At 68.2% G+C, this 17,909-nt stretch carries 20 protein-coding genes and 1 pseudogene; 9 read left to right on the top strand and 12 right to left on the bottom strand.

What is annotated here, in order from left to right; all coding sequences use genetic code 11:
• The 4 genes from OS124_RS0114045 to OS124_RS0114060 form a co-directional block, all read right to left on the bottom strand.
• A partial coding sequence (locus OS124_RS0114045; protein ID WP_010140354.1) for a sigma-54-dependent transcriptional regulator occupies nt 1-736 on the bottom strand: 736 nt, incomplete at its 3' end.
• A 23-nt stretch (nt 737-759) separates the two neighbouring features.
• Nucleotides 760-2,514, bottom strand: a complete 1,755-nt coding sequence (locus OS124_RS0114050) for a sensor histidine kinase (protein WP_138919545.1) — start codon at nt 2,512-2,514, stop codon at nt 760-762.
• A gap of 382 nt (nt 2,515-2,896) precedes the next feature.
• On the bottom strand, nt 2,897-3,565 hold the full coding sequence (gene purQ, locus OS124_RS0114055; RefSeq protein WP_010140356.1) for a phosphoribosylformylglycinamidine synthase subunit PurQ: 669 nt from the start codon (nt 3,563-3,565) through the stop codon (nt 2,897-2,899).
• An 86-nt stretch (nt 3,566-3,651) separates the two neighbouring features.
• The gene (locus OS124_RS0114060; RefSeq protein ID WP_010140358.1) at nt 3,652-4,116 is read right to left on the bottom strand and encodes a DUF1203 domain-containing protein; all 465 of its coding nucleotides are present in this window, start codon (nt 4,114-4,116) and stop codon (nt 3,652-3,654) included.
• Nucleotides 4,117-4,248: 132 nt separating this feature from the next.
• Between OS124_RS0114060 and OS124_RS0114065 the strand changes: the two genes are divergently transcribed.
• Complete coding sequence (locus OS124_RS0114065; protein ID WP_010140359.1) at nt 4,249-4,719, top strand: GFA family protein; 471 nt, start codon at nt 4,249-4,251, stop codon at nt 4,717-4,719.
• A 223-nt stretch (nt 4,720-4,942) separates the two neighbouring features.
• Here the strand turns inward: OS124_RS0114065 and purS are convergent, their stop codons facing one another.
• The gene (purS, locus tag OS124_RS0114070) at nt 4,943-5,176 is read right to left on the bottom strand and encodes a phosphoribosylformylglycinamidine synthase subunit PurS (RefSeq protein ID WP_010140360.1); all 234 of its coding nucleotides are present in this window, start codon (nt 5,174-5,176) and stop codon (nt 4,943-4,945) included.
• 14 nt (nt 5,177-5,190) lie between these two features.
• The gene (purC, locus tag OS124_RS0114075) at nt 5,191-5,949 is read right to left on the bottom strand and encodes a phosphoribosylaminoimidazolesuccinocarboxamide synthase (protein ID WP_010140361.1); all 759 of its coding nucleotides are present in this window, start codon (nt 5,947-5,949) and stop codon (nt 5,191-5,193) included.
• Between the two features lie 203 nt (nt 5,950-6,152).
• Between purC and OS124_RS0114080 the strand changes: the two genes are divergently transcribed.
• From OS124_RS0114080 to bmt, 3 genes are all read left to right on the top strand, one after another.
• Nucleotides 6,153-6,464, top strand: coding sequence for a DUF1476 domain-containing protein (locus OS124_RS0114080; protein WP_010140362.1), 312 nt, complete (start codon nt 6,153-6,155; stop codon nt 6,462-6,464).
• Between the two features lie 279 nt (nt 6,465-6,743).
• Complete coding sequence (locus tag OS124_RS24730) at nt 6,744-8,609, top strand: phosphatidylglycerol lysyltransferase domain-containing protein (protein WP_085994665.1); 1,866 nt, start codon at nt 6,744-6,746, stop codon at nt 8,607-8,609.
• A gap of 91 nt (nt 8,610-8,700) precedes the next feature.
• A complete protein-coding gene (gene bmt, locus OS124_RS0114090; protein WP_010140364.1) occupies nt 8,701-9,708 on the top strand; it encodes a betaine--homocysteine S-methyltransferase in 1,008 nt (335 codons plus the stop codon).
• A 677-nt stretch (nt 9,709-10,385) separates the two neighbouring features.
• On the opposite strand, the pseudogene OS124_RS24735 reads toward bmt, so the two are convergent.
• A pseudogene (locus OS124_RS24735) lies at nt 10,386-11,479 on the bottom strand (PA0069 family radical SAM protein).
• A gap of 193 nt (nt 11,480-11,672) precedes the next feature.
• Here OS124_RS24735 and OS124_RS0114100 point away from each other — a divergent pair.
• Entirely contained in the window at nt 11,673-12,212 is a 540-nt protein-coding gene (locus OS124_RS0114100) for a hypothetical protein (RefSeq protein ID WP_010140366.1), read from the top strand.
• Nucleotides 12,213-12,250: 38 nt separating this feature from the next.
• Here OS124_RS0114100 and OS124_RS0114105 read toward each other — a convergent pair whose 3' ends face one another.
• Nucleotides 12,251-12,655: a SufE family protein gene (locus OS124_RS0114105; RefSeq protein ID WP_010140367.1), complete on the bottom strand. Its 405-nt coding sequence runs from the start codon at nt 12,653-12,655 to the stop codon at nt 12,251-12,253.
• A gap of 147 nt (nt 12,656-12,802) precedes the next feature.
• On the opposite strand from OS124_RS0114105, the gene OS124_RS0114110 reads away from it, so the two are divergent.
• Together OS124_RS0114110 and OS124_RS0114115 are read left to right on the top strand one after the other, a co-directional pair.
• Nucleotides 12,803-13,303, top strand: a complete 501-nt coding sequence (locus OS124_RS0114110) for a hypothetical protein (RefSeq protein WP_010140368.1) — start codon at nt 12,803-12,805, stop codon at nt 13,301-13,303.
• A complete protein-coding gene (locus tag OS124_RS0114115; protein ID WP_010140369.1) occupies nt 13,303-13,740 on the top strand; it encodes a GNAT family N-acetyltransferase in 438 nt (145 codons plus the stop codon). Before OS124_RS0114110 ends, OS124_RS0114115 begins: the two co-directional genes overlap by 1 nt.
• Nucleotides 13,741-13,743: 3 nt before the next feature.
• Here the strand turns inward: OS124_RS0114115 and rnd are convergent, their stop codons facing one another.
• Both rnd and OS124_RS0114125 read right to left on the bottom strand, forming a co-directional pair.
• On the bottom strand, nt 13,744-14,904 hold the full coding sequence (rnd, locus tag OS124_RS0114120) for a ribonuclease D (RefSeq protein WP_010140371.1): 1,161 nt from the start codon (nt 14,902-14,904) through the stop codon (nt 13,744-13,746).
• A 101-nt stretch (nt 14,905-15,005) separates the two neighbouring features.
• Nucleotides 15,006-16,112, bottom strand: coding sequence for an NADH:flavin oxidoreductase (locus OS124_RS0114125; RefSeq protein ID WP_010140372.1), 1,107 nt, complete (start codon nt 16,110-16,112; stop codon nt 15,006-15,008).
• Between the two features lie 131 nt (nt 16,113-16,243).
• On the opposite strand from OS124_RS0114125, the gene OS124_RS0114130 reads away from it, so the two are divergent.
• A complete protein-coding gene (locus OS124_RS0114130; protein ID WP_010140373.1) occupies nt 16,244-16,657 on the top strand; it encodes a winged helix-turn-helix transcriptional regulator in 414 nt (137 codons plus the stop codon).
• A 97-nt stretch (nt 16,658-16,754) separates the two neighbouring features.
• On the top strand, nt 16,755-16,931 hold the full coding sequence (locus OS124_RS27510) for a hypothetical protein (RefSeq protein ID WP_168161472.1): 177 nt from the start codon (nt 16,755-16,757) through the stop codon (nt 16,929-16,931).
• Here the strand turns inward: OS124_RS27510 and purN are convergent.
• Together purN and OS124_RS24740 are read right to left on the bottom strand one after the other, a co-directional pair.
• On the bottom strand, nt 16,928-17,509 hold the full coding sequence (gene purN, locus OS124_RS0114140; protein WP_010140374.1) for a phosphoribosylglycinamide formyltransferase: 582 nt from the start codon (nt 17,507-17,509) through the stop codon (nt 16,928-16,930). The genes OS124_RS27510 and purN overlap by 4 nt on opposite strands.
• 4 nt (nt 17,510-17,513) lie before the next feature.
• The coding region (locus tag OS124_RS24740; protein WP_010140375.1) for an AIR synthase-related protein at nt 17,514-17,909 on the bottom strand (396 nt) is incomplete at its 5' end.

Below are 17,909 nucleotides of genomic sequence, written 5' to 3' on the forward strand. Positions count from 1 at the left end.
TCAGCGCCTCGACATCTTCCAGCACCAGGGTGCCGCCCCGGGCCTCCTCGATGGCGGGCAGCTGGATGTCCTCGGGCTGCATCGGGCCAAAGAGCCGCTTCGACAGCTGCTCTTCCTCCAGCGCCGCGCAGGAGATCAGCACGAACTTCTTGCCGGCCCGGGCCCCGACCGCATGCAGCGCATGGGCCACCAGGGTCTTGCCGGTGCCGGTCTCGCCGTCGATCAGCACATGGCCGTCGGCCTGGCCGAGATCGAGGATATCCTCACGCAGGCGCTCCATCACCGGAGAGGTGCCGATCAGCTTCTTCATCAGCTGGCCGCCGTCCGACAGCTCCTTGCGCAGCTGGCGGTTGTCCATGGTCAGGCGGCGCGCATTGGCGGCCTTCTTGGCCAGCTGGGTCATCTTGTCGGGGTTGAAGGGCTTCTCGAGGAAGTCGAAGGCTCCAAGCCGCATGGCCTCGACCGCCATCGGCACATCGCCGTGCCCGGTGATCATGATCACCGGCAGCGAACTGTCCGATCCCATCAGCTTCTTCAGGAAGGCCATGCCATCCATGCCGGGCATCTTGATGTCGCTGATCACGATGCCGGGGTAATCCGGCCCCAGTTTCTTCAGCGCCTCTTCGGCACTGGGGAAGGTCTCGGTGTCATAGCCCGACAGGGCCAGCCACTGGCTGATCGACTGACGCATGTCCTGCTCGTCGTCGACGATCGCGATCTTCATGGCCTTCTGCATGTCTTTTCTCCGCTCTTATATCGTTACTCGGCTGCCTCGATGTCCTCGGACAAGATAGGGAGCTGCACTTCGAAAACAGCCCCACCCGCCTCTGCGTTCCGTGCGGTCAACCGACCGCCCAGATCCGCGATGATACCCGAGGAGATCGCCAGCCCGAGCCCGGTGCCATCACCGGGCTGCTTGGTGGTGTAGAAAGGTTCGAACAACGCATCGAGATCCTGGATCCCCTCGCCGTTGTCGCGCACCGTCAGCGTGGCGGTCTCGCCCGCCGACAGGATGATGTCGATCTGCGCGTTCTCGACGTTGGCCGTCGCATCCAGCGCATTCTTCAGCAGGTTGATCATCACCTGCTCCAGCCGCACCCGGTCGGCCATGACCAGCACCGGCTTCTCAGGCAGGGCGCGGGTGATGCGGACCCTGCGCTGGCGCAGCTGCGGCTCCATCATCGACAGCGACGAGGCCAGCGCCTCGGCCACATCGACCTGGGTAAAGGCGTCGCCGCCGGTCCGGGCATAGCTTTTCAGCTGGCGGGTGATGGCCCCCATGCGTCCGATCAGGTCGTCGATCCGGCTGAAGCTGGCCAGCGCCTCGTCGGGCCGGGCCCGGCGCAGCAGCAGCTGCGCACCGGCCAGGTAGGTCTTCATCGCCGCCAGCGGCTGGTTCAGCTCATGCGCGACGGCGGCCGACATCTCGCCCAGGGCGGCCAGCTTCTGACTCTGGGCGATGGTCTGCTCGGCCACCTCCAGGTTCTTTTCCATCCGCTCACGCTCGGCGATTTCCCGCTGGAGGCGTTCATTCAGCGCCCGCAACTCCGCCGATTCCCTCTGGAACAGGGCGAGCCGCAGCATGGTCTTGCGGCTGAGCACGTAGAAGGCCAGCGCGAGAAGCATGGCAAAGCCCATGATCTCGAGCGCCAGCACCCCGTTCACCCGCTCGCGCACGGATTGGTAAGAGGTGTAGGAGACCACCTGCCAGCCCCGGAACGGGATCCGCGAGGCGACGCGCATCACGGCCTCGCCCTCCAGGTAGCCGTCGACATCCGTGGTCCAGTCGGTGGTGGCGAAGATCGCCCGCTCTATCGCCGAGGCCGGTGTCTCGCGCGCCACCGCCTCTTCCTCGGTCAGCCCGCGCCAGAGCGGCTCTGTCGACAGGATCACCCGGCCTTCGCTGTCCTTGACCGCCAGCGCATCCGAGATGCCCGCCCAGGAGCGCTCGAACTTCGCCAGGTCCGCCTCGACCAGGATCACCCCGATCATCTGGCCCTGGTACTCGATGCGCCGTGCATAAGTGAAGGAATAGCCGCCACTTTCCCGCGGCGTGGTGCTGAAGACGGTGCCATTGGACCGCTGCGCCTCGATGAAATACGAGCTCTGCCGATGGGTCTCGCCCAGGCGTGTCCGGTCCGTGGCCGCGACGATCCGCCCGTCCTGGTCCAGCAGCACTAGCGAGGCGGCGCTGATCTCGTCGATGAAGGACATCAGCCGCTGCGTCGAGCTGGTGAAATCGCCCGAGTTCAGCGCCCCGATCAGCTCCTGGTCCCGTGCCAGCAACTGCGGCACGATGGAGTTGAGCTGCAACTCGCTGACGATGTTCGCCCCGAAGAGCGCCAGACGCAGCTCGGCCCGGGTCCGGGTCGGCTCGGTATAGCGGCTCATCAGCATGGCATTGGTCACCGCCATGATGGCCACCACCACGACGAGGAACAGCGCCAGCGCGATACGCGCGCGCCACGAGATGGTGCGACCCGGCAGGCCGCCGGGGGAGGGTCGGGCTTCCATGCGCGCAAAGTACATCGGCTTCAGGGGAGCGCTCAAGACGCAGGCGTGTGGCAACAGGCGGCAAAGCGCCGATCAGGGCGTATCGCGCGACGGCCCGCAGCACCCGGTCCAGCCACCTGCGCACGGGGCTTCTGCCGTCGGTCGCCTCCGGCGGGAGTATTTTCAGCCTGGTGATGCAAAGGGGGATTGCCCGTCCGGGAGGCCTACTTTCCCCTCTCGGGCGTGGCACGCTCATCAGGCACAAGGAGGACGCCCCAAATGCGCATCACCAGGCTGAAAATACTCCGGGGGTGTCCGCCCTGGCGGACGGGGGCGGAGCCCCCTGCCCGGCCATGGTCAGGCCCTGACCTCAGACTACTGACATCTCTGAAGCGGCTGCGCCTCAGGCTTCGACCAGCGCGTCCAGGATGCCCTGGAAGACGCCGGCCCCATCCGTGCCGCCATGGCCAACATCTGCCGCGCGCTCGGGATGGGGCATCATGCCCAACACGCGGCGGTTGGCCGAGAGGACGCCCGCGATATCCCCGGCCGAGCCATTGGGATTGTCCTCGTAGGTGAAGGCCACGCGATCCTCACCACGCAGTTCGGCCAGCAGTTCGGCGTCGGCCTGGTAGTTGCCGTCGTGGTGCGCGATCGGGATATGGACCGTGGTGCCGGCGTTGTACTGGCGGGTGAAGATGCTCTCCGAGGTCTGCACCTTCAGGGGAACGGTCTTGCAGATGTACTTCAGTCCCGCGTTGCGCAGCAGGGCACCGGGCAGGATACGGGTCTCGGTCAGCACCTGGAAGCCGTTGCAGATGCCGATGGCATAGCCGCCGCGTTCGACGTGGGTCTTCAGCGATGCGCAGATCGGGCTGTTTGCCGCGATGGCGCCGCAGCGCAGGTAATCGCCGTAGGAGAAGCCGCCTGGCACGCCGACGATATCGACCCCCTCGGGCAGCGCCGCCTCCTTGTGCCAGACCATCGTCACCTCGGCCCCGGCCCTTTCGAAGGCCACTTTCAGGTCACGGTCGCAATTGGACCCGGGGAAGACGAGGACGGCGGCTTTCATGGCAAGTTCCCTATGCTGGCGGGGGATATGCCCGGCTCATACGCGCAAGGGGGCGTCGGATCAAGCCCGCCGCCGGGCTGGCGCGCTCAAACCCGCCGCGCCCGCGCCTGCCAGCAGTTGTTGCGGGCCGAGCGGATGTCGACGAAGGCGATCTCCTCGCGGAACAGAAGGTCGGCCACGCGGGCGTCCAGGCCGGCCACCTCGACGACCTGCCCGGTGCCGTAGAGGATCCGTTCGTCCGCCCCGTATCCCTTGACCAGGTAGTCGGGCGAGGAGGTCAGCACCGGCGGAACGCCGTGACCTGCATGGGCGGCGCAACCCGCCGCACAGAGGAAGGCGGGCCCGGTCTCGGCATAGGGCTGCAGATGTGCGAAGGGGCGCAGGGCGAAGATCAGCATCTCTGCGCCCTGCGGGATGGAGCGCAGGCAATGGCGGCAGGGCGCGGCCTGCCAGGGGTTCGCGATACGCTCGGCCGGCTGGCCGTTGGCGTCGGGGACTCCGGCGCGCAGGGCGCGGGCCAGATCGGTGGGGATGCCGTGGTAGCGGTGCAAGGCATGTTCCTTTCGCGGTAACGGGTCTCTGCCGGAAGCCGTGTCCTTTCCGCCACGTCAGGGCGACCCGTTTCCTGCGCAATCGCCAGCCCTGCGTTGCCGTGCTACCCAATGCGCCGGAAGGAGAGCCCAATGACATCACCCCGCCCCCTGCCCTCGCCGGAAACCCCGCTGACCGGCACCTGTCGCTGCGGCGCCGTGACCCTGACCGTCACCGCCCCGCCGATCATGACCGCCGCCTGCCATTGCACCGGCTGCCAGAGCATGTCCGCCAGCGCCTTCTCGCTGACCATGATGGTGCCCCTCGGCGCCCTCGAGGTCGACGGAGAAACCACTCTCGGCGGCGCCCGCAGCCCGGATCTCGACCACCACTGTTGCCCGGCCTGTCATGGCTGGCTCTATTCCCGGCCCGCCGGCATGCCCTTCATCAACATTCGCCCGACGCTGTTCGACGATCCCCGCTGGGCCGATCCCTTCATCGAGACCATGGGCGCCGAGCGCCAGCCCTGGGCCACCACCCCGGCGCCGCACAGCTACGAAGGCTTCCCGCCGCCCGAGGATTTCCCGGCCCTGCTGGAGGCCTTCGCCGCCACCCGCCTCTGAGGCCCCCGGCTACACGGCGCGGCCACAGGCATCGGCCGGAGGCCGATCCCGGTGAGCGCCAGGACCGCCGCCCGCGCAGCCCCCGGTTAGCCGGGGCGTCCCCTGCGACCACCAGCACCGGGCCCGGAAACGACACGGACAACAGAAAACCCCGCCGGCATCTCTGCGGCGGGGTTTTCGGATCACTGCGATCCCGTCGAGACGGGCGGGTAAACCCTTGGGCTCAAGCGCCCATCTCGATCGAGTAGCTCTCGATCACGGTATTCGCCAGCAGCTTCTCGCACATCTCGGTGACGGTGGCCTCGGTGGTGCCCTCGGCCAGGTCCAGCTCGATCACCTTGCCCTGGCGGACCCCTTCGACACCGTCGAAGCCCAGACCGCCGAGCGCGTGGCGCACGGCCTCGCCCTGGGGATCGAGAACGCCGTTCTTCAGCATGACATGGACACGGGCTTTCATCTGGCCGGGCTCCTTCAGTTGATCAGGGTGGGCTTGGTCGCCCCGGTCGAGCGCGGCAGGACGCCGAGGCGCTGCGCCACTTCGGTATAGGCATCGGTCAGGCTGCCGAGATCGCGGCGGAAGACGTCCTTGTCCAGGTGCTTGCCGGTCTCGATGTCCCACAGGCGGCAGCTGTCCGGGCTGATCTCGTCGGCGACGACGAGGCGCTGGAAGTCGCCTTCGTAGACGCGGCCGATCTCGATCTTGAAGTCGACCAGCTTGATGCCGACCGCCATCATCACGCCCGACAGGAAGTCGTTCACCCGCAGCGCCAGGTGGACGATATCGTCCATGTCCTGCTGGCTGGCCCAGCCGAAGGCGGCGATATGCTCTTCGGTGACCAGAGGATCGCCCAGCTCGTCGTTCTTGAAGCAATACTCGACGATCGGGCGCGGCAGCTGTGTGCCCTCCTCGATCCCGAGACGCTTGGACAGCGAACCGGCGGCGACATTGCGCACGATGACTTCCAGCGGGATGATCTCGCACGAGCGGCAGAGCTGCTCGCGCATGTTCAGGCGGCGCAGGAAGTGCGTCGGCACACCGATGTTGTTCAGCCCCGTCATGAAGAACTCGCTCAGGCGGTTGTTGAGAACCCCCTTGCCCTCGATCACGTCCTTTTTCTGGGCGTTGAACGCGGTGGCGTCGTCCTTGAAATACTGCACGATGGTCCCCGGCTCGGGGCCTTCGTAAAGGATCTTGGCCTTGCCTTCGTAGATTTTCTTGCGTCGCGCCATGGCACTGGCCTCTCTTGCGTGAAAGCGGGACTCGGCCCCGTATCAGCGCCCTCTTAGTGCAAGGCCGGGCGCGGGGCAAGCGCAGGGCCGGCACGCTTCGCCCGGCGGGCGGGGAAACCTCACGCCGGCGTGAGCGCCTGCCGCTTCCCGGAGCGCCCCGGCCTCCCTATCTCTGAAGGACCAGTTCCATAAGGGAGGTCCCCATGTCCAATCTCAAAGACCGCGAAGCCGCCTTCGAATCGAAGTTCGCCCATGACAGCGAGATGCAGTTCCGCGCCGAGGCCCGCTGCAACCGTGCGCTCGGGCATTGGGCCGCCGGCCTTCTGGGCCTCGAGGGCGAGGCCGCCGAGGCCTATGCCGTGTCGCTGGTCAAGGCCGACCTTGCCGAGCCGGGCCATGAAGACGTGATCTCCAAGCTGGTCGCCGACCTGCAGGGCCATGCGGACGAGGCGACGATCCGCGCCCGCCACGCCCAGACCCTGACCGAGGCGAAGGCCGCACTGGCCGAAGCCTGAACGACCCCCCGTCGTGCCGGGCCGTCGCGCGGAGATCCGGCCCGCGGTCCTGCGGGCCGGACGGGCCTCCTCCCTTTCCGGAGCGCAGGTCGGGCAGGCCTGGCCCGATGAGACCGGTACGGCGCGCGGGCAGGCCTGGCCCGGACCCCGGGTCGCCCTCTCCGATCCGGGTCCATAGAATACCCGGCAAAGACGGCATCTGCGTTAAGACTCTGGCAATGAAGCTTGCCTACTCCCGTCCGCGGCCCCGTCGAAGGGCCCGCGTGACAGGGGAGAGCGATGACCCGGGCTATGCAGATCCCAGGCGGCGGGGCGAAACGCTGGCTGCGCTACGTTGCTCCGCTGCTGGTCGGCGGGGCCTGTCTCTGGCTGCTGGCGCAGCGCCTCGACGGGCTGGACCCGGCCGAGATCCGTCAGGACCTGCGCGTCGTGGCAGCCTGGCAATGGCTGGCGGCGCTCGCGGCAACCGCACTCTCGTTCTGGTCTCTGGGACGCTACGACGGGGTGATCCACCGCCACCTGCGCACCGGCATAGATGAGCTTCAGGCCCAGCTTTCCGGGATATCGGCCATCGCCCTGGCGCAGATGCTGGGGCTGGGCGTGCTGACCGGCACGCTGGCGCGCTGGCGCCTGCTGCCCCGCCTCGGCCCCCTTCGCGCCGCCCAGGTCACGGCGGCGGTCTCGGCCTCCTTCCTTGTCTCCTGGGCCCTCGTCACCGCTGCGGCCTGCCTGTTGCTTGCGCCCGCGTTGCTGCCGCAGTGGCTGGCCTTGCTGGCTCTGGCGGGCTTCCTGACCCTGCCGGCCATCGCGCTCTTCGTCCCCGAGCTGAAGGTGGCGCGGCTGCGCTTCCGCTTCCCCTCGTTGCAGGCCATGGCGGCCATCACCTTCTTCGCGCTGATCGACACCAGCGCCGCCTGTTTCGCTCTCTGGGTCCTGCTGCCCGGGGCCCCGGCCTTCACGGCCTTGCTGCCCGCCTTCCTGCTTGCGCTCGGCGCCGGGCTCTTCGCCGGAACGCCCGGCGGGATCGGCCCCTTCGAACTGGCCCTGCTGGCGCTGCTGCCCCAGATCCCCGAGGCGCAGATGGTGGCTGGCATCCTCGCCTACCGGCTGGTCTACTACCTGGCTCCGGCGCTGCTTGCCGCCGCCCATGTCTTCAGGCCCCGCCCGCCCCTGCCGGTCACCGACCGGATCCGGGTGGCGCGCGGCGTGCCGGATCTGCTACTTGATCACGCGCCCCGCGCAGAAAGCGGCCTGGCCCGGCAGAACGGCGCCCGGCTGCTGGGAACGGCGGCCTCGGGCGGGCTCTGTCTCGACACGCCGCAGACGCTGACGCTGCTCTTCGATCCGCTGTCCGGATCGCTGGCCCCGCTGCTGCCCCGGCTGCAGGCGGCGGCGCGGGCCTCGAACCGCATGCCCGTGGTCTACAAGTGCTCGGCCCGGCAGGCGGTTGCCGCGCGTCAGGCCGGCTGGCACCTGCTGCACCTCGCCGACGAAGCCGTCATCGCGCCCGGATCCTTCCGCCTCGACGGATCGCGCCACCGTCAGTTGCGGCGAAAGCTGCGCAATGCCGCCAAGGCCGGGGTGACGATCCGCCACGAGACCACCCTGCCCCTCGCCGAGATGGCGCGCCTGGACAGCGAATGGAAAGAGACCCACGGCCTCGCCAGGGGGCTCTCCACCGGGCGGTATGCCCCCTCCTATGTCCAGAAACAGCGGGTCTACTGTGCCCGCCGCGAGGGCGCCCTGATTGCCTTCGTCACCTTCCACGAGAACCGGAACCAGCTCTGCCTCGACCTGATGCGCCATGGCACCGGCCTGGCCGACGGCACGATGCATGCGCTGGTCGCCGCAGCGCTGGAGGACGCAGAGCGCCTTGGCCTGCCACTGTCGCTGGCGGCCATGCCCGCCAGCCCGGCGACCGAGCCGCCCCTGACCAGACGCTTGCGCCGCCATATCGCCCGCCGCTCGGGCGGGGACGGCCTGACCCGGTTCAAGGAAAGTTTCGCCCCCCGACGCCAGCCGCTCTACATGGCGGCCCCGGGGCGTCTGTCGCTGGTGCTCGGCGCCCTCGACCTGGCCATCGCCATGCGGCGCCCGGCCCGCACCGCTGAGGAGCCCCTTTCCTCGGGCGCGCGGCTTGACTAGACAGGGCACAGACGCGCGCGCCCCAGGGGCCGCACAATCGCCAGAAGGCTGCGCCCGGGCCGAAGGGCCGCGCCCGCAAAGGAGAGCCAGGATGAGCAATCTTCTGTCCCGACTGCTCGAGACCCGTGACTGGCTGATGGCCGACGGCGCGACGGGGACGAACCTGTTCAACATGGGGCTGATGTTCGGCGAGGCGCCCGAGGTTTGGAACCTCACCCATCCCGACCGGATCCGCCGGCTCTATTCCATGGCAGTTGACGCCGGGTCGGACATCTTTCTGACCAACAGCTATTCCGGCAACGCCTCGCGGCTCAGGCTGCATGGCGCCGCCGATCGCCTGTGCGCGTTGAACCGGGCCGCTGCCGAACTGGGCCGCGAGGTCGCCGATGCGGCGGGCCGTCCGGTGGTGGTGGCCGGCTCTCTCGGTCCGATCGGAGAGATCATGGCCCCCATGGGCCCGCTGACCCACGACGTCGCGGTCGAGATGTTCCACGAACAGGCCGAGGCCCTCAAGGAGGGCGGTGCAGACGTGCTCTGGCTCGAGACCATCGCCGCCCCCGAGGAATTTGCCGCCGCCGCCGAAGCCTTCCGTCTGGCCGACATGCCCTGGTGCGGCACGATGAGCTTCGACACGGCCGGACGCACGATGATGGGCATGACCTCCGAGGCAATGGTCAAGATGGTGCGCGGTCTCGACAATCCGCCCATGGCCTTTGGTGCCAACTGCGGGGTCGGCGCCTCGGACCTGTTGCGCAGCGTGCTGGGCATCTCCGCGCATGGGGTCGAACGCCCGATCATCGCCAAGGGCAACGCCGGGATCCCCAAGTACGCCGACGGCCATATCCACTACGACGGCACGCCCGAGTTGATGGCGGATTACGCGGTCATGGCCCGGGACTGCGGCGCCAAGGTGATTGGTGGCTGCTGCGGCACCATGGCCGCGCACCTCGAGAAGATGCACGAGGCGCTCTCGACCCGACCGCGCGGACCACGCCCCACGCTCGAGCAGATCACGGCGACGCTTGGCGCCTTCTCCTCGGTCTCGGACGGCAGCGGAGAGGATGCGCCCGCGCCCCGCCGCGCCCGACGTCGCCGGTGATCGGGGGCTTCTGACCGGGAGCTTCTGACCAGAGGCCTCACGGACACGCGCCGGTATCTCTGCCGAGCGCCCGCTTCGCACAACGGGCGACGACACGCCTGCCATGCCTCGATCAGATCAGCCGCCCGCCTCTCGGCCGCTTCCCCCGCCCCTGCCCGTGTCCGCGGGCAGATGCCCATGATCGCCCCTGCCCTCCCCAGCCGACAGCCTCTCCGTTCAGCCGGATCGGGGCCCCGGACTCTGTGCCCGCACCATGATGCCAACATCACACCGCGCTTCCACCAGGAAAGCCGCCGCGCATCGGACCAAGACCACGACACCGAACAGCACCCTGCGGTTCCACCGCAGGGCTCCGCCACACCGCACCCCGGCACCCAGGCACTGCCACGCCGGATCGGGGCCCGGCCTCCGTACCCGACCCATGGTGCCGGCATCAGACCGCGCCTCCGTCAGAAGAGAAGCAGGAAAGCCGCCGCGCATCGGATCGGAAACCAGGACGCCAGACAGCACCCTGCGGTTCCACCGCAGGGCTCCGCCAGACAGCACCGAGCGCCCCAGGCACTGCCACGCCAGTTCGGGGCCGGGCGTGACGGGCGGCGCGACGCTCGCAGGCGCCGGGCCTTGGGCCGGCGCCTCGCTCTCTCGTGTGGCGCCACGCCCTCCAGGAGGCCGGGACCTCAGTCGAACAGCGACAATTGTTCGCCCGGCTTCACCGGCACGCGGAAGAGATCGCAGCGCAACTCGGGTTGGGCCTCGTACAGGCCCAGTCGGCGCACCGCCCCCGGAACCGCTGGCCGATCATGGCCGCATAGGGCCCCTCACCGCGCATTCGCTTGTGCCAGTCCGAGGCATACTCCTTGCCCCCGTGCATCTCGCGCAGCCGGGTCATGACCCGCTTGGCGCGGTCTGGATAGTGCTCGCCCAGCCACTCCTGGAACAACGGGGATACCTCCTGCGGCAGGCGCAGCATGATCCAGCTGGCCGAGGTCGCCCCGGCCTGCGCGCAGGCTTCGAGGATCTTTTCGATCTCGGCATCCGTCAGCCCCGGCACCACCGGCGACACCATGGCCCGCACCGGGATGCCCGCCCGCGCCAGCGACCGGATCACCTGCAAGCGTTTCTCGGGCGGCGGCACCCGCGGCTCCATCCGGCGGGCGATCTCGCGGTCCAGGGTGGTGACCGACACTCCGACCCTGACCAGCCCCAGCTTCGCCATCTTCCGCAGGATGTCGACATCGCGCAGGATCCCCGTGCCCTTGGCGACGATCGCCACCGGGTGGCGGTGCTCCCAGAGCACCTCGAGGCAGTCGCGCATGATCCGGGCCCGATGCTCGACCGGCTGATAGGGGTCTGTGTTCGTGCCGATGGCCAGGGGCGCGACCCGGTAGGCGCGCTTGCCCAGCTCCTGGGCCAGCACCTCGGCTGCATTGGGTCGCGACACCAGCCGGGTCTCGAAGTCGAGCCCCGGAGACAGGCCTAGGTAGGCATGGGTCGGCCGGGCGAAACAGTAGATGCAGCCGTGCTCGCAGCCACGATAGGGGTTTATCGAACGGTCGAAGGGCAGGTCTGGCGAGCGGTTGTAGCTGATCATGCTGCGCGCGCGTTCCGCGCGCAGCTCGGTGCGGATCTGGCCCGGATCGGGCTCCAGCACCTGCCAGCCGTCGTCCTCGGGCACGGCGACCAGCGTCTCGTAGCGGCCGGCCTCGTTCGAGGCGGCGGCGCGGCCCTTGCGGGCCCTCTTGTCGATCGGATGGGCGGGATCATGGAACATAGAGGGAACATAACCACCTCCTCCGGGCTCCGCCATGATTCCTTTGCGCCAAGCTTCCGCGCGCGGTTCCAGCTCAGCATCCCGCCCCCGGAAGGTAGGATACACCCGCCCCGCGGCCGCCAGCGCGACAGGCCACATGACCAGGGCGTCCCACCCGAGAGCCCCCTTGCATTTCACGGCAATTTCACCGGATATGGCGCCCTCGCCACCGCCCGAAACGGACAGCCACGTGACCACCGACACCCTCGCCACCGATTGTTCCCGCTGCGCCGCGCTCTGCTGCCTCGCGCTGGCTTTCGACAAGGGCGAGGACTTCGCCTTTGACAAAAACCCGGGCGAGCCCTGCCGCAACCTCTGCGGCCACCAGTGCGGCATCCATGACAGGTTGACCGCCGAGGGCTTCCCGGGCTGCGTCGCCTATGACTGCCTCGGCGCCGGCAACCGCGTCGTGCAGGAGGTCTTCGCCGGCCAGTCCTGGCAGAAGAACCCGCAGCTGACCCGCCCGATGATGGAGGCGTTTTCCGGCATGCGCGAGGTTCACAAGCGCATCGACCTGCTGCGCGCCGCCGCCTCCCTGCCGCTGAGCCGCCAGGACGACCAGGCGCGGCGCGACTACCTCGCCCGGCTGGAACAGCACCGTTGGAGCGGGCCCGAGCTGAACGACTTCGAGGTCGGTCTGGCGCTGGAAATCGACCTCTGGTTCCATAGCCTCAGGGGCTACCTGCCGGGCTGAGGCCCTGTCGCCCAGAGGCGTGGACGCAGCGCCTCGCTTCAGGCCGTCGCCTGTTCGCGAATCCGCTGGATCATTGCCCGGAGCCCGTTCGAGCGCTGCGCCGACAGGTGGTCTTGCAATTGCAGCCGGGCCAGCTCGGCCTGGGCGTCGATCTTGCCGAGGTCCGTCATCGCCACCCCGTCATAAAGCGCATGCAGGACGGCGATCAGGCCGCGCACGATCATCGCGTCGCTCTCGCCGTCGAAGTGGAAGATGCCATCCTCGGGGCGCATGTGCAGCCAGACCTGGCTGGCGCAGCCCTCGACCTTGGTGGCGGGCACCTTCAGCGCCTCGGGCAGCGGCGGCATCGCCTTGCCCAGCTCGATCACGTGACGGTAGCGGTCTTCCCAATCCTCGAGAAACTCGAAATCGTCGACGATATCCTCGAATGCCTGTTGGGCCATGGGTGTCTCCTTTGCGCGCCTGCTCCGGGCCTAGGACAGCCGGGGGCGAAGGTCCAGCCCCCGCCCTGTCGCATCTGGCGAAAACCCCCGGCTTTTCAAGACCTCCGCAACGCGCTAGAGGTTCATGGAACGACAAGGGGATCATCCATGCGCAAGTTTCTTCCCGTCCTCCTCATCGCCGCCATCGGGCTTTCGGGCTGCGGCTATGTGCGGGACAGCCGCCTGAACCCGTTCAACTGGTTCGGCCGCGCCGAGGCCCGACCGCTGAGCGCCGAGGAAGCCGCGCAAGAGCGCAACCCCCTGATCCCCGAGCGCTCGGCCTTTGCCAACAAGCCCGACACCGATCGGCGCGGACGTATCGCCGGGCTGGAAAACCTGGTTGTCGAACGCATTCCCGGCGGTGCCATCCTGCGGGTCACCGGCATCTCCAGTTCGGTCGGGGCCTTCGACGTGGCCCTGCGCGAACTGCCGGGAGAGCCGGGCGTGGCGCGCTATGAAATGGTCTCCTACCTGCCCGAGGTGCCGGCGGACGGCCCGATCCAGACCCGCCGCTACACCGCGGCGACCCGTCTGTCGGATACCGCGCTGGCGCAGGTGCAGACCATCGAGGTGCTGAGCGCCTCCAACGCCCTGACCTCGCGGCGCTGATGCTCCGCCCGGGCCAGGCGCAGGACGCACCCGCTGTCGCCGCCTGCGCCGAGGCGGCCTATGCCCGCTATGTCCCCCTGATCGGGCGCAAGCCCGCGCCCATGCTGGCCGACTTCCCCGCCCAGATCGCCGCCGGCCAGGTCACGGTCTGGGACGAGGACGGGATCCACGCCTACATGGTCGCCTTTCCGCTCGAGGGTGCCTTCTTCCTCGAAAGCATCGCCGTGGCGCCCGAGGCGGCGGGCCGCGGCCTCGGCACGCGGCTGATGCAGCATTTCGAAGCCACGGCCCGGGCACGGGGCTTTGAGCGCGTCACCCTCTATACCAATGCCAGGATGGTCGAGAACCTGCGGATCTATGCCCACCTCGGATACGAGGAAACCGCCCGTCGGTCCGAGGGCGGTTTCGATCGTGTCTGGTTCGAGAAACGCGTCTAGGTCTCAGCCCAGCTCGACGGTGATGACCCGCTGACCCTTGGTCGCAAGGCCGATCTTGCCGTCGCAGAGCCGGATCGCATCCGCCCCGAAGACATCGCGCCGCCAGCCCTTCAGCGCGGGCACGTCGCGCTCTCCGGCGGCCAGTTCATCCAACTCGGAGGTGGCGGCGATCAGCTTCGGCGCCACGCCGATGGTGTCCGACTTGGCCTTCAGCAGCACCCGCAGCATATCCGCCAGCGCGGGATTGACCTGCATCTTTTCCTTGGTCTTGTCGGGTTTGGGCAGCTCGGCATCGGGGCATTCCAGACCGGCCTTGACCGCGGCCAGGATGCCATCGGCGATCTCGCCCTTGCGGGCCTCGCGCAGCAGTAGCCGCGAGCGCGACAGGTCCTGCACGTTCTGCGGCTTGGTCGAGGCCAGTTCGACCAGCGCGTCGTCCTTGTAGACCCGGTTGCGCGGCACGTTGCGGGTCTGGGCATAGCTTTCGCGGAACTTCGCCAGCTCGCGCAGCACGCCGAGGAAGCGGCCCGAGTTGGTCCGGGTGCGCACCCGCTGCCAGGCGTCCTCGGGACGCACGATGTAGGTCTCGGGGCTGGTCAGGATGCTCATCTCTTCGGCCACCCAGGCGGCGCGGCCATCCTTCTTCAGCTGACCCGAGAGATATTCGTAGATCTTGCGCAGGTGGGTCACGTCGGCCAGGGCGTATTTCTTCTGCGCCTCGGTCAGCGGGCGGCGCGACCAGTCGGTGAAGCGGCTGGACTTGTCCAGGCTCTCACGGGCAATCTTGCGCACCAGGGTCTCGTATCCGACCTGCTCGCCGAAGCCGCAGACCATGGCGGCGACCTGGGTGTCGAACAGGGGTGCCGGGATCAGCCCGGCGTCGACGAAGAAGATTTCCAGATCCTGCCGCGCGGCATGGAAGACCTTGACCACGTTCTCGTCGCGAAACAGCTCGTAGAGCGGCTCGAGCGACAGCTCTTCGGAGAGCGGATCGACCAGAACCGCGCCGTCGTCGCCCTCGCCGGGCATGGCAAGCTGCACCAGACACAACTGCGAGTAGTAGGTGCGTTCGCGCAGGAACTCCGTATCGACGGTCACATAGGGGTGGGTCTTTGCTTCGGCGCAAAAGGCCGCCAGCTCGTCGGTACGGGTAATCGTCTGCATCTAGGGCTTTCTGCTGATCCTGTTGGGCCTGCCTTCACCCGTCCGTCATACTTGCCTTGTCAGCGGATGGGAAGGGGGGCCGGAGCCCCCCTCCCCTCATGTCACACCAGTTCCGCAAGGTCGGCGGCGTTGAAACCGCGCAGCTGGTCCGAGGCACCGGCGCGGACCTTGGCGACCCAGTCGGCATCCGACAGCAGGGCGCGGCCGACGGCGATCAGGTCGAACTCCTCGTTCTCCATCCGGCGCACCAGCTTGTCCAGCGGGGTGGCTTCGCTGGCCTGACCGCCGAAGGCGGCGAGGAATTCGCCCGACAGTCCGACCGAGCCGACCGAGATCGTCGGCTGCCCGGTGATCTTCTTGGCCCAACCAGCAAAGTTCAGCCCCTCTTCGCCATCGATCTCGGGGAACTCGGGCTCCCAGAAGCGGCGCTGCGAGGCGTGAATGATGTCGACACCCGCCTCGACCAGCGGGGCCAGCCATTGCTCCATCTCCTGCGGGGTCGCCGCAAGGCGGGCGGTGTAATCCTGCTGCTTCCACTGGCTGAGGCGCAGGATCAGCGGGAAGTCGGGGCCGACGGCGGCGCGGGCGGCCCTCACCGCCTCGACAGCAAAGCGCGAGCGTTCGGCAATGGTGGCGCCGCCCCAGGCATCGTCCCGCAGGTTGGTGCCGGACCAGAAGAACTGGTCGATCAGGTAGCCATGGGCGCCATGCAGCTCGGCCACGTCGAAACCGAGGCGCTTGGCATCGCCCGCGGCCTTGCCGAAGGCGGCGATGGTGGCCTCGATGTCGGCCTCGGTCATGGTATTGCCGCGCGGCTCACCGGGGCCGACAAGGCCCGAGGGGCTTTCGACGGGGGCCTCGGGCTCCCACTCTCCGGCGCGGGTCGAGCCGGTGTGCCAGATCTGCGGGCCCATCTTGCCGCCGGCGGCGTGGACGGTGTCGATGACCTGCTTCCAGCCCTCCAGCGCGGCGCCATGGAAGAAGGGGATCCCCGGCAGGTTGCGCGAGGCCGGACGATCGATGACGGTGCCCTCGGACAGGATCAGCCCCACCTCGCCCTCGGCGCGACGGCGGTAGTATTCGGCATTGGCGGCGCCCGGCAGACCCTCAGGGGCCATGCCCCGGGTCATCGGCGCCATGACGATGCGGTTTTTCAGCTCAAGTCCCTTGTGGCTGAACGGGCGGAACAGGGTTTCGGTCGTGCTCATCGGATATCCTTCGTTTGCAGGTGCAGAAAACTGGCTTGCCCCTTAAGTATAAATTGGATACCTGGTGTCAATCAGGCACCTGAGATGCACCAGGTCACCCTCAGGAAACCCGCTGTGCAGGAGGTAACCGCATGGAAGATCTCTCTCCCGAGGCGATGGAGCAGGCGACGCCGCTCTCGCCCCCGATGCGCCCCGAGTGCTTTTCGCAGGACTGTCCCAGTCGCGGCGTGCTCGACCAGATCGCCGACAAGTGGTCGCTGATGATCCTCGCCGTGCTCTCGGGCGGGCCGACCCGCTTCAACGAGATCAAGCGCCGGCTCGAGGGGATTTCCCAGAAGAGCCTCAGCCAGACCCTGCGCAAGCTGGAGCGCAACGGGCTGGTGCGGCGGGAGGTGCTGAACAGCGCGCCGGTGGCGGTGCAGTACAGCCTGAGCCCGCTGGGCCATACGCTGCTGCCCCATTTCCGCGCGCTCTATTGCTGGACGCATGAGTATCTGGACCAGATCGACGCAGCACGGCAGGCCTTCGATGCCCGGCAAGGCTGATCATCACCAGACGGAATGCAGATCGCGACAACCATTCATTTCCTGAAAGTTTCGGCCGGGCGTATCCTGCGAGGGCCCCGAACGGAAAGGATATGACATGGCCCATTGTGACGCCCCCACCCCGACCACGACCTTTCGCCTGCCCCTCAAGGGGCTGACCGCCGCCGGCCTGCTGGTGGCCCTGATGCTGAGCGCCCTGCTCCTGCCCGCCCGGGACATTGCCCCGGACATGGCATGGCGCGGCAACTCGGCCTCGCTTGAGATGATCCGCTAGAGGGTTTCCGCGAAACGGCGCAGCATGGCGGGATAGAGCCGGTGCTCTTCCACCAGAACCCGCGCCGCCAGTGTCTCGGGCGTGTCGTCCGGGACCACGGGCACCCGCGCCTGGCCCAGGATCGGGCCATCGTCCAGCTCTGCGGTGACTTCGTGGACGGTGCAGCCGGCTTCGGTGTCACCCGCCTCGAGCGCCCGGGCATGGGTGTGCAGGCCCTTGTACTTCGGCAGCAGCGAGGGGTGGATGTTCAGCATCCGGCCCTCGTAATGGCGGATGAAACCCGGCGTCAGGATCCGCATGAAGCCCGCCAGGCAAAGGATGTCGGGCCGTGCCGCATCCAGATGGCGGATCAGCTCGGCCTCGAAGGCGGCACGGTCCTTGCCGAAGGGCCGGTGATCGACCGCGAAGGTCTGAACGCCCATGGCGGCGGCCTTGACCAGCCCGCCTGCCCCGGGGTCGTTCGAGCCGACCAGCACGGCCCGCGCCGGGTGATCGCCGGTCATGCTCTCGACCAGCTTCACCATGTTCGAGCCGCCCCCCGAGACCAGGATGGCGACGCGCTTGTGGCCGTCCGTCAAGGTCTCAGACCTCCTGGCCGGTGTAGCGGATGCCCTCTTCGGCGGTGACATGGCCCAGGGTGGCCACGGTCTCGCCCGCCTCGCTCAGCAGCGCGCTCAGCGCGTCGGCCTGATCCGGCGCCACCACCAGCACCATGCCGATGCCGTAGTTGAAGGTCTTCAGCATCTCTGCCTCGGCAATGCCGCCCTGGGCCTGCAGCCACTGGAAGACGCCGGGCTTGTCCCACGAGGTCAGGTCGATCTCGGCGCCCAGGCCCTGCAACACGCGGGGCAGGTTCTCGGTCAGACCGCCGCCGGTGATATGGGCCAGGGCATGGACGCCCCCTGCCCGCACGGCCTCGAGGCAGGATTTCACGTATAGCCGGGTCGGCGTCAGCAGCGCCGCGCCAAGCGTACCCTC

The organism is Oceanicola sp. S124, assembly GCF_000220565.1.
Lineage (GTDB): Bacteria > Pseudomonadota > Alphaproteobacteria > Rhodobacterales > Rhodobacteraceae > Pseudooceanicola.

Excerpts from the sequence above, each read along its gene's own strand:
- OS124_RS0114115 (WP_010140369.1), top strand. The coding sequence starts at position 13,303 with ATGCTCCGCCCGGGCCAGGCGCAGGACGCACCCGCTGTCGCCGCCTGC.
- OS124_RS0114105 (WP_010140367.1), bottom strand. The coding sequence starts at position 12,655 with ATGGCCCAACAGGCATTCGAGGATATCGTCGACGATTTCGAGTTTCTC.
- OS124_RS0114100 (WP_010140366.1), top strand. The coding sequence starts at position 11,673 with ATGGCGCCCTCGCCACCGCCCGAAACGGACAGCCACGTGACCACCGAC.
- rnd (WP_010140371.1), bottom strand. The coding sequence starts at position 14,904 with ATGCAGACGATTACCCGTACCGACGAGCTGGCGGCCTTTTGCGCCGAA.
- OS124_RS24730 (WP_085994665.1), top strand. The coding sequence starts at position 6,744 with ATGACCCGGGCTATGCAGATCCCAGGCGGCGGGGCGAAACGCTGGCTG.
- OS124_RS0114065 (WP_010140359.1), top strand. The coding sequence starts at position 4,249 with ATGACATCACCCCGCCCCCTGCCCTCGCCGGAAACCCCGCTGACCGGC.
- purQ (WP_010140356.1), bottom strand. The coding sequence starts at position 3,565 with ATGAAAGCCGCCGTCCTCGTCTTCCCCGGGTCCAATTGCGACCGTGAC.
- OS124_RS0114110 (WP_010140368.1), top strand. The coding sequence starts at position 12,803 with ATGCGCAAGTTTCTTCCCGTCCTCCTCATCGCCGCCATCGGGCTTTCG.
- OS124_RS0114125 (WP_010140372.1), bottom strand. The coding sequence starts at position 16,112 with ATGAGCACGACCGAAACCCTGTTCCGCCCGTTCAGCCACAAGGGACTT.
- purS (WP_010140360.1), bottom strand. The coding sequence starts at position 5,176 with ATGAAAGCCCGTGTCCATGTCATGCTGAAGAACGGCGTTCTCGATCCC.
- OS124_RS27510 (WP_168161472.1), top strand. The coding sequence starts at position 16,755 with ATGGCCCATTGTGACGCCCCCACCCCGACCACGACCTTTCGCCTGCCC.
- OS124_RS0114080 (WP_010140362.1), top strand. The coding sequence starts at position 6,153 with ATGTCCAATCTCAAAGACCGCGAAGCCGCCTTCGAATCGAAGTTCGCC.
- purC (WP_010140361.1), bottom strand. The coding sequence starts at position 5,949 with ATGGCGCGACGCAAGAAAATCTACGAAGGCAAGGCCAAGATCCTTTAC.
- OS124_RS0114130 (WP_010140373.1), top strand. The coding sequence starts at position 16,244 with ATGGAAGATCTCTCTCCCGAGGCGATGGAGCAGGCGACGCCGCTCTCG.
- OS124_RS0114050 (WP_138919545.1), bottom strand. The coding sequence starts at position 2,514 with ATGGAAGCCCGACCCTCCCCCGGCGGCCTGCCGGGTCGCACCATCTCG.
- bmt (WP_010140364.1), top strand. The coding sequence starts at position 8,701 with ATGAGCAATCTTCTGTCCCGACTGCTCGAGACCCGTGACTGGCTGATG.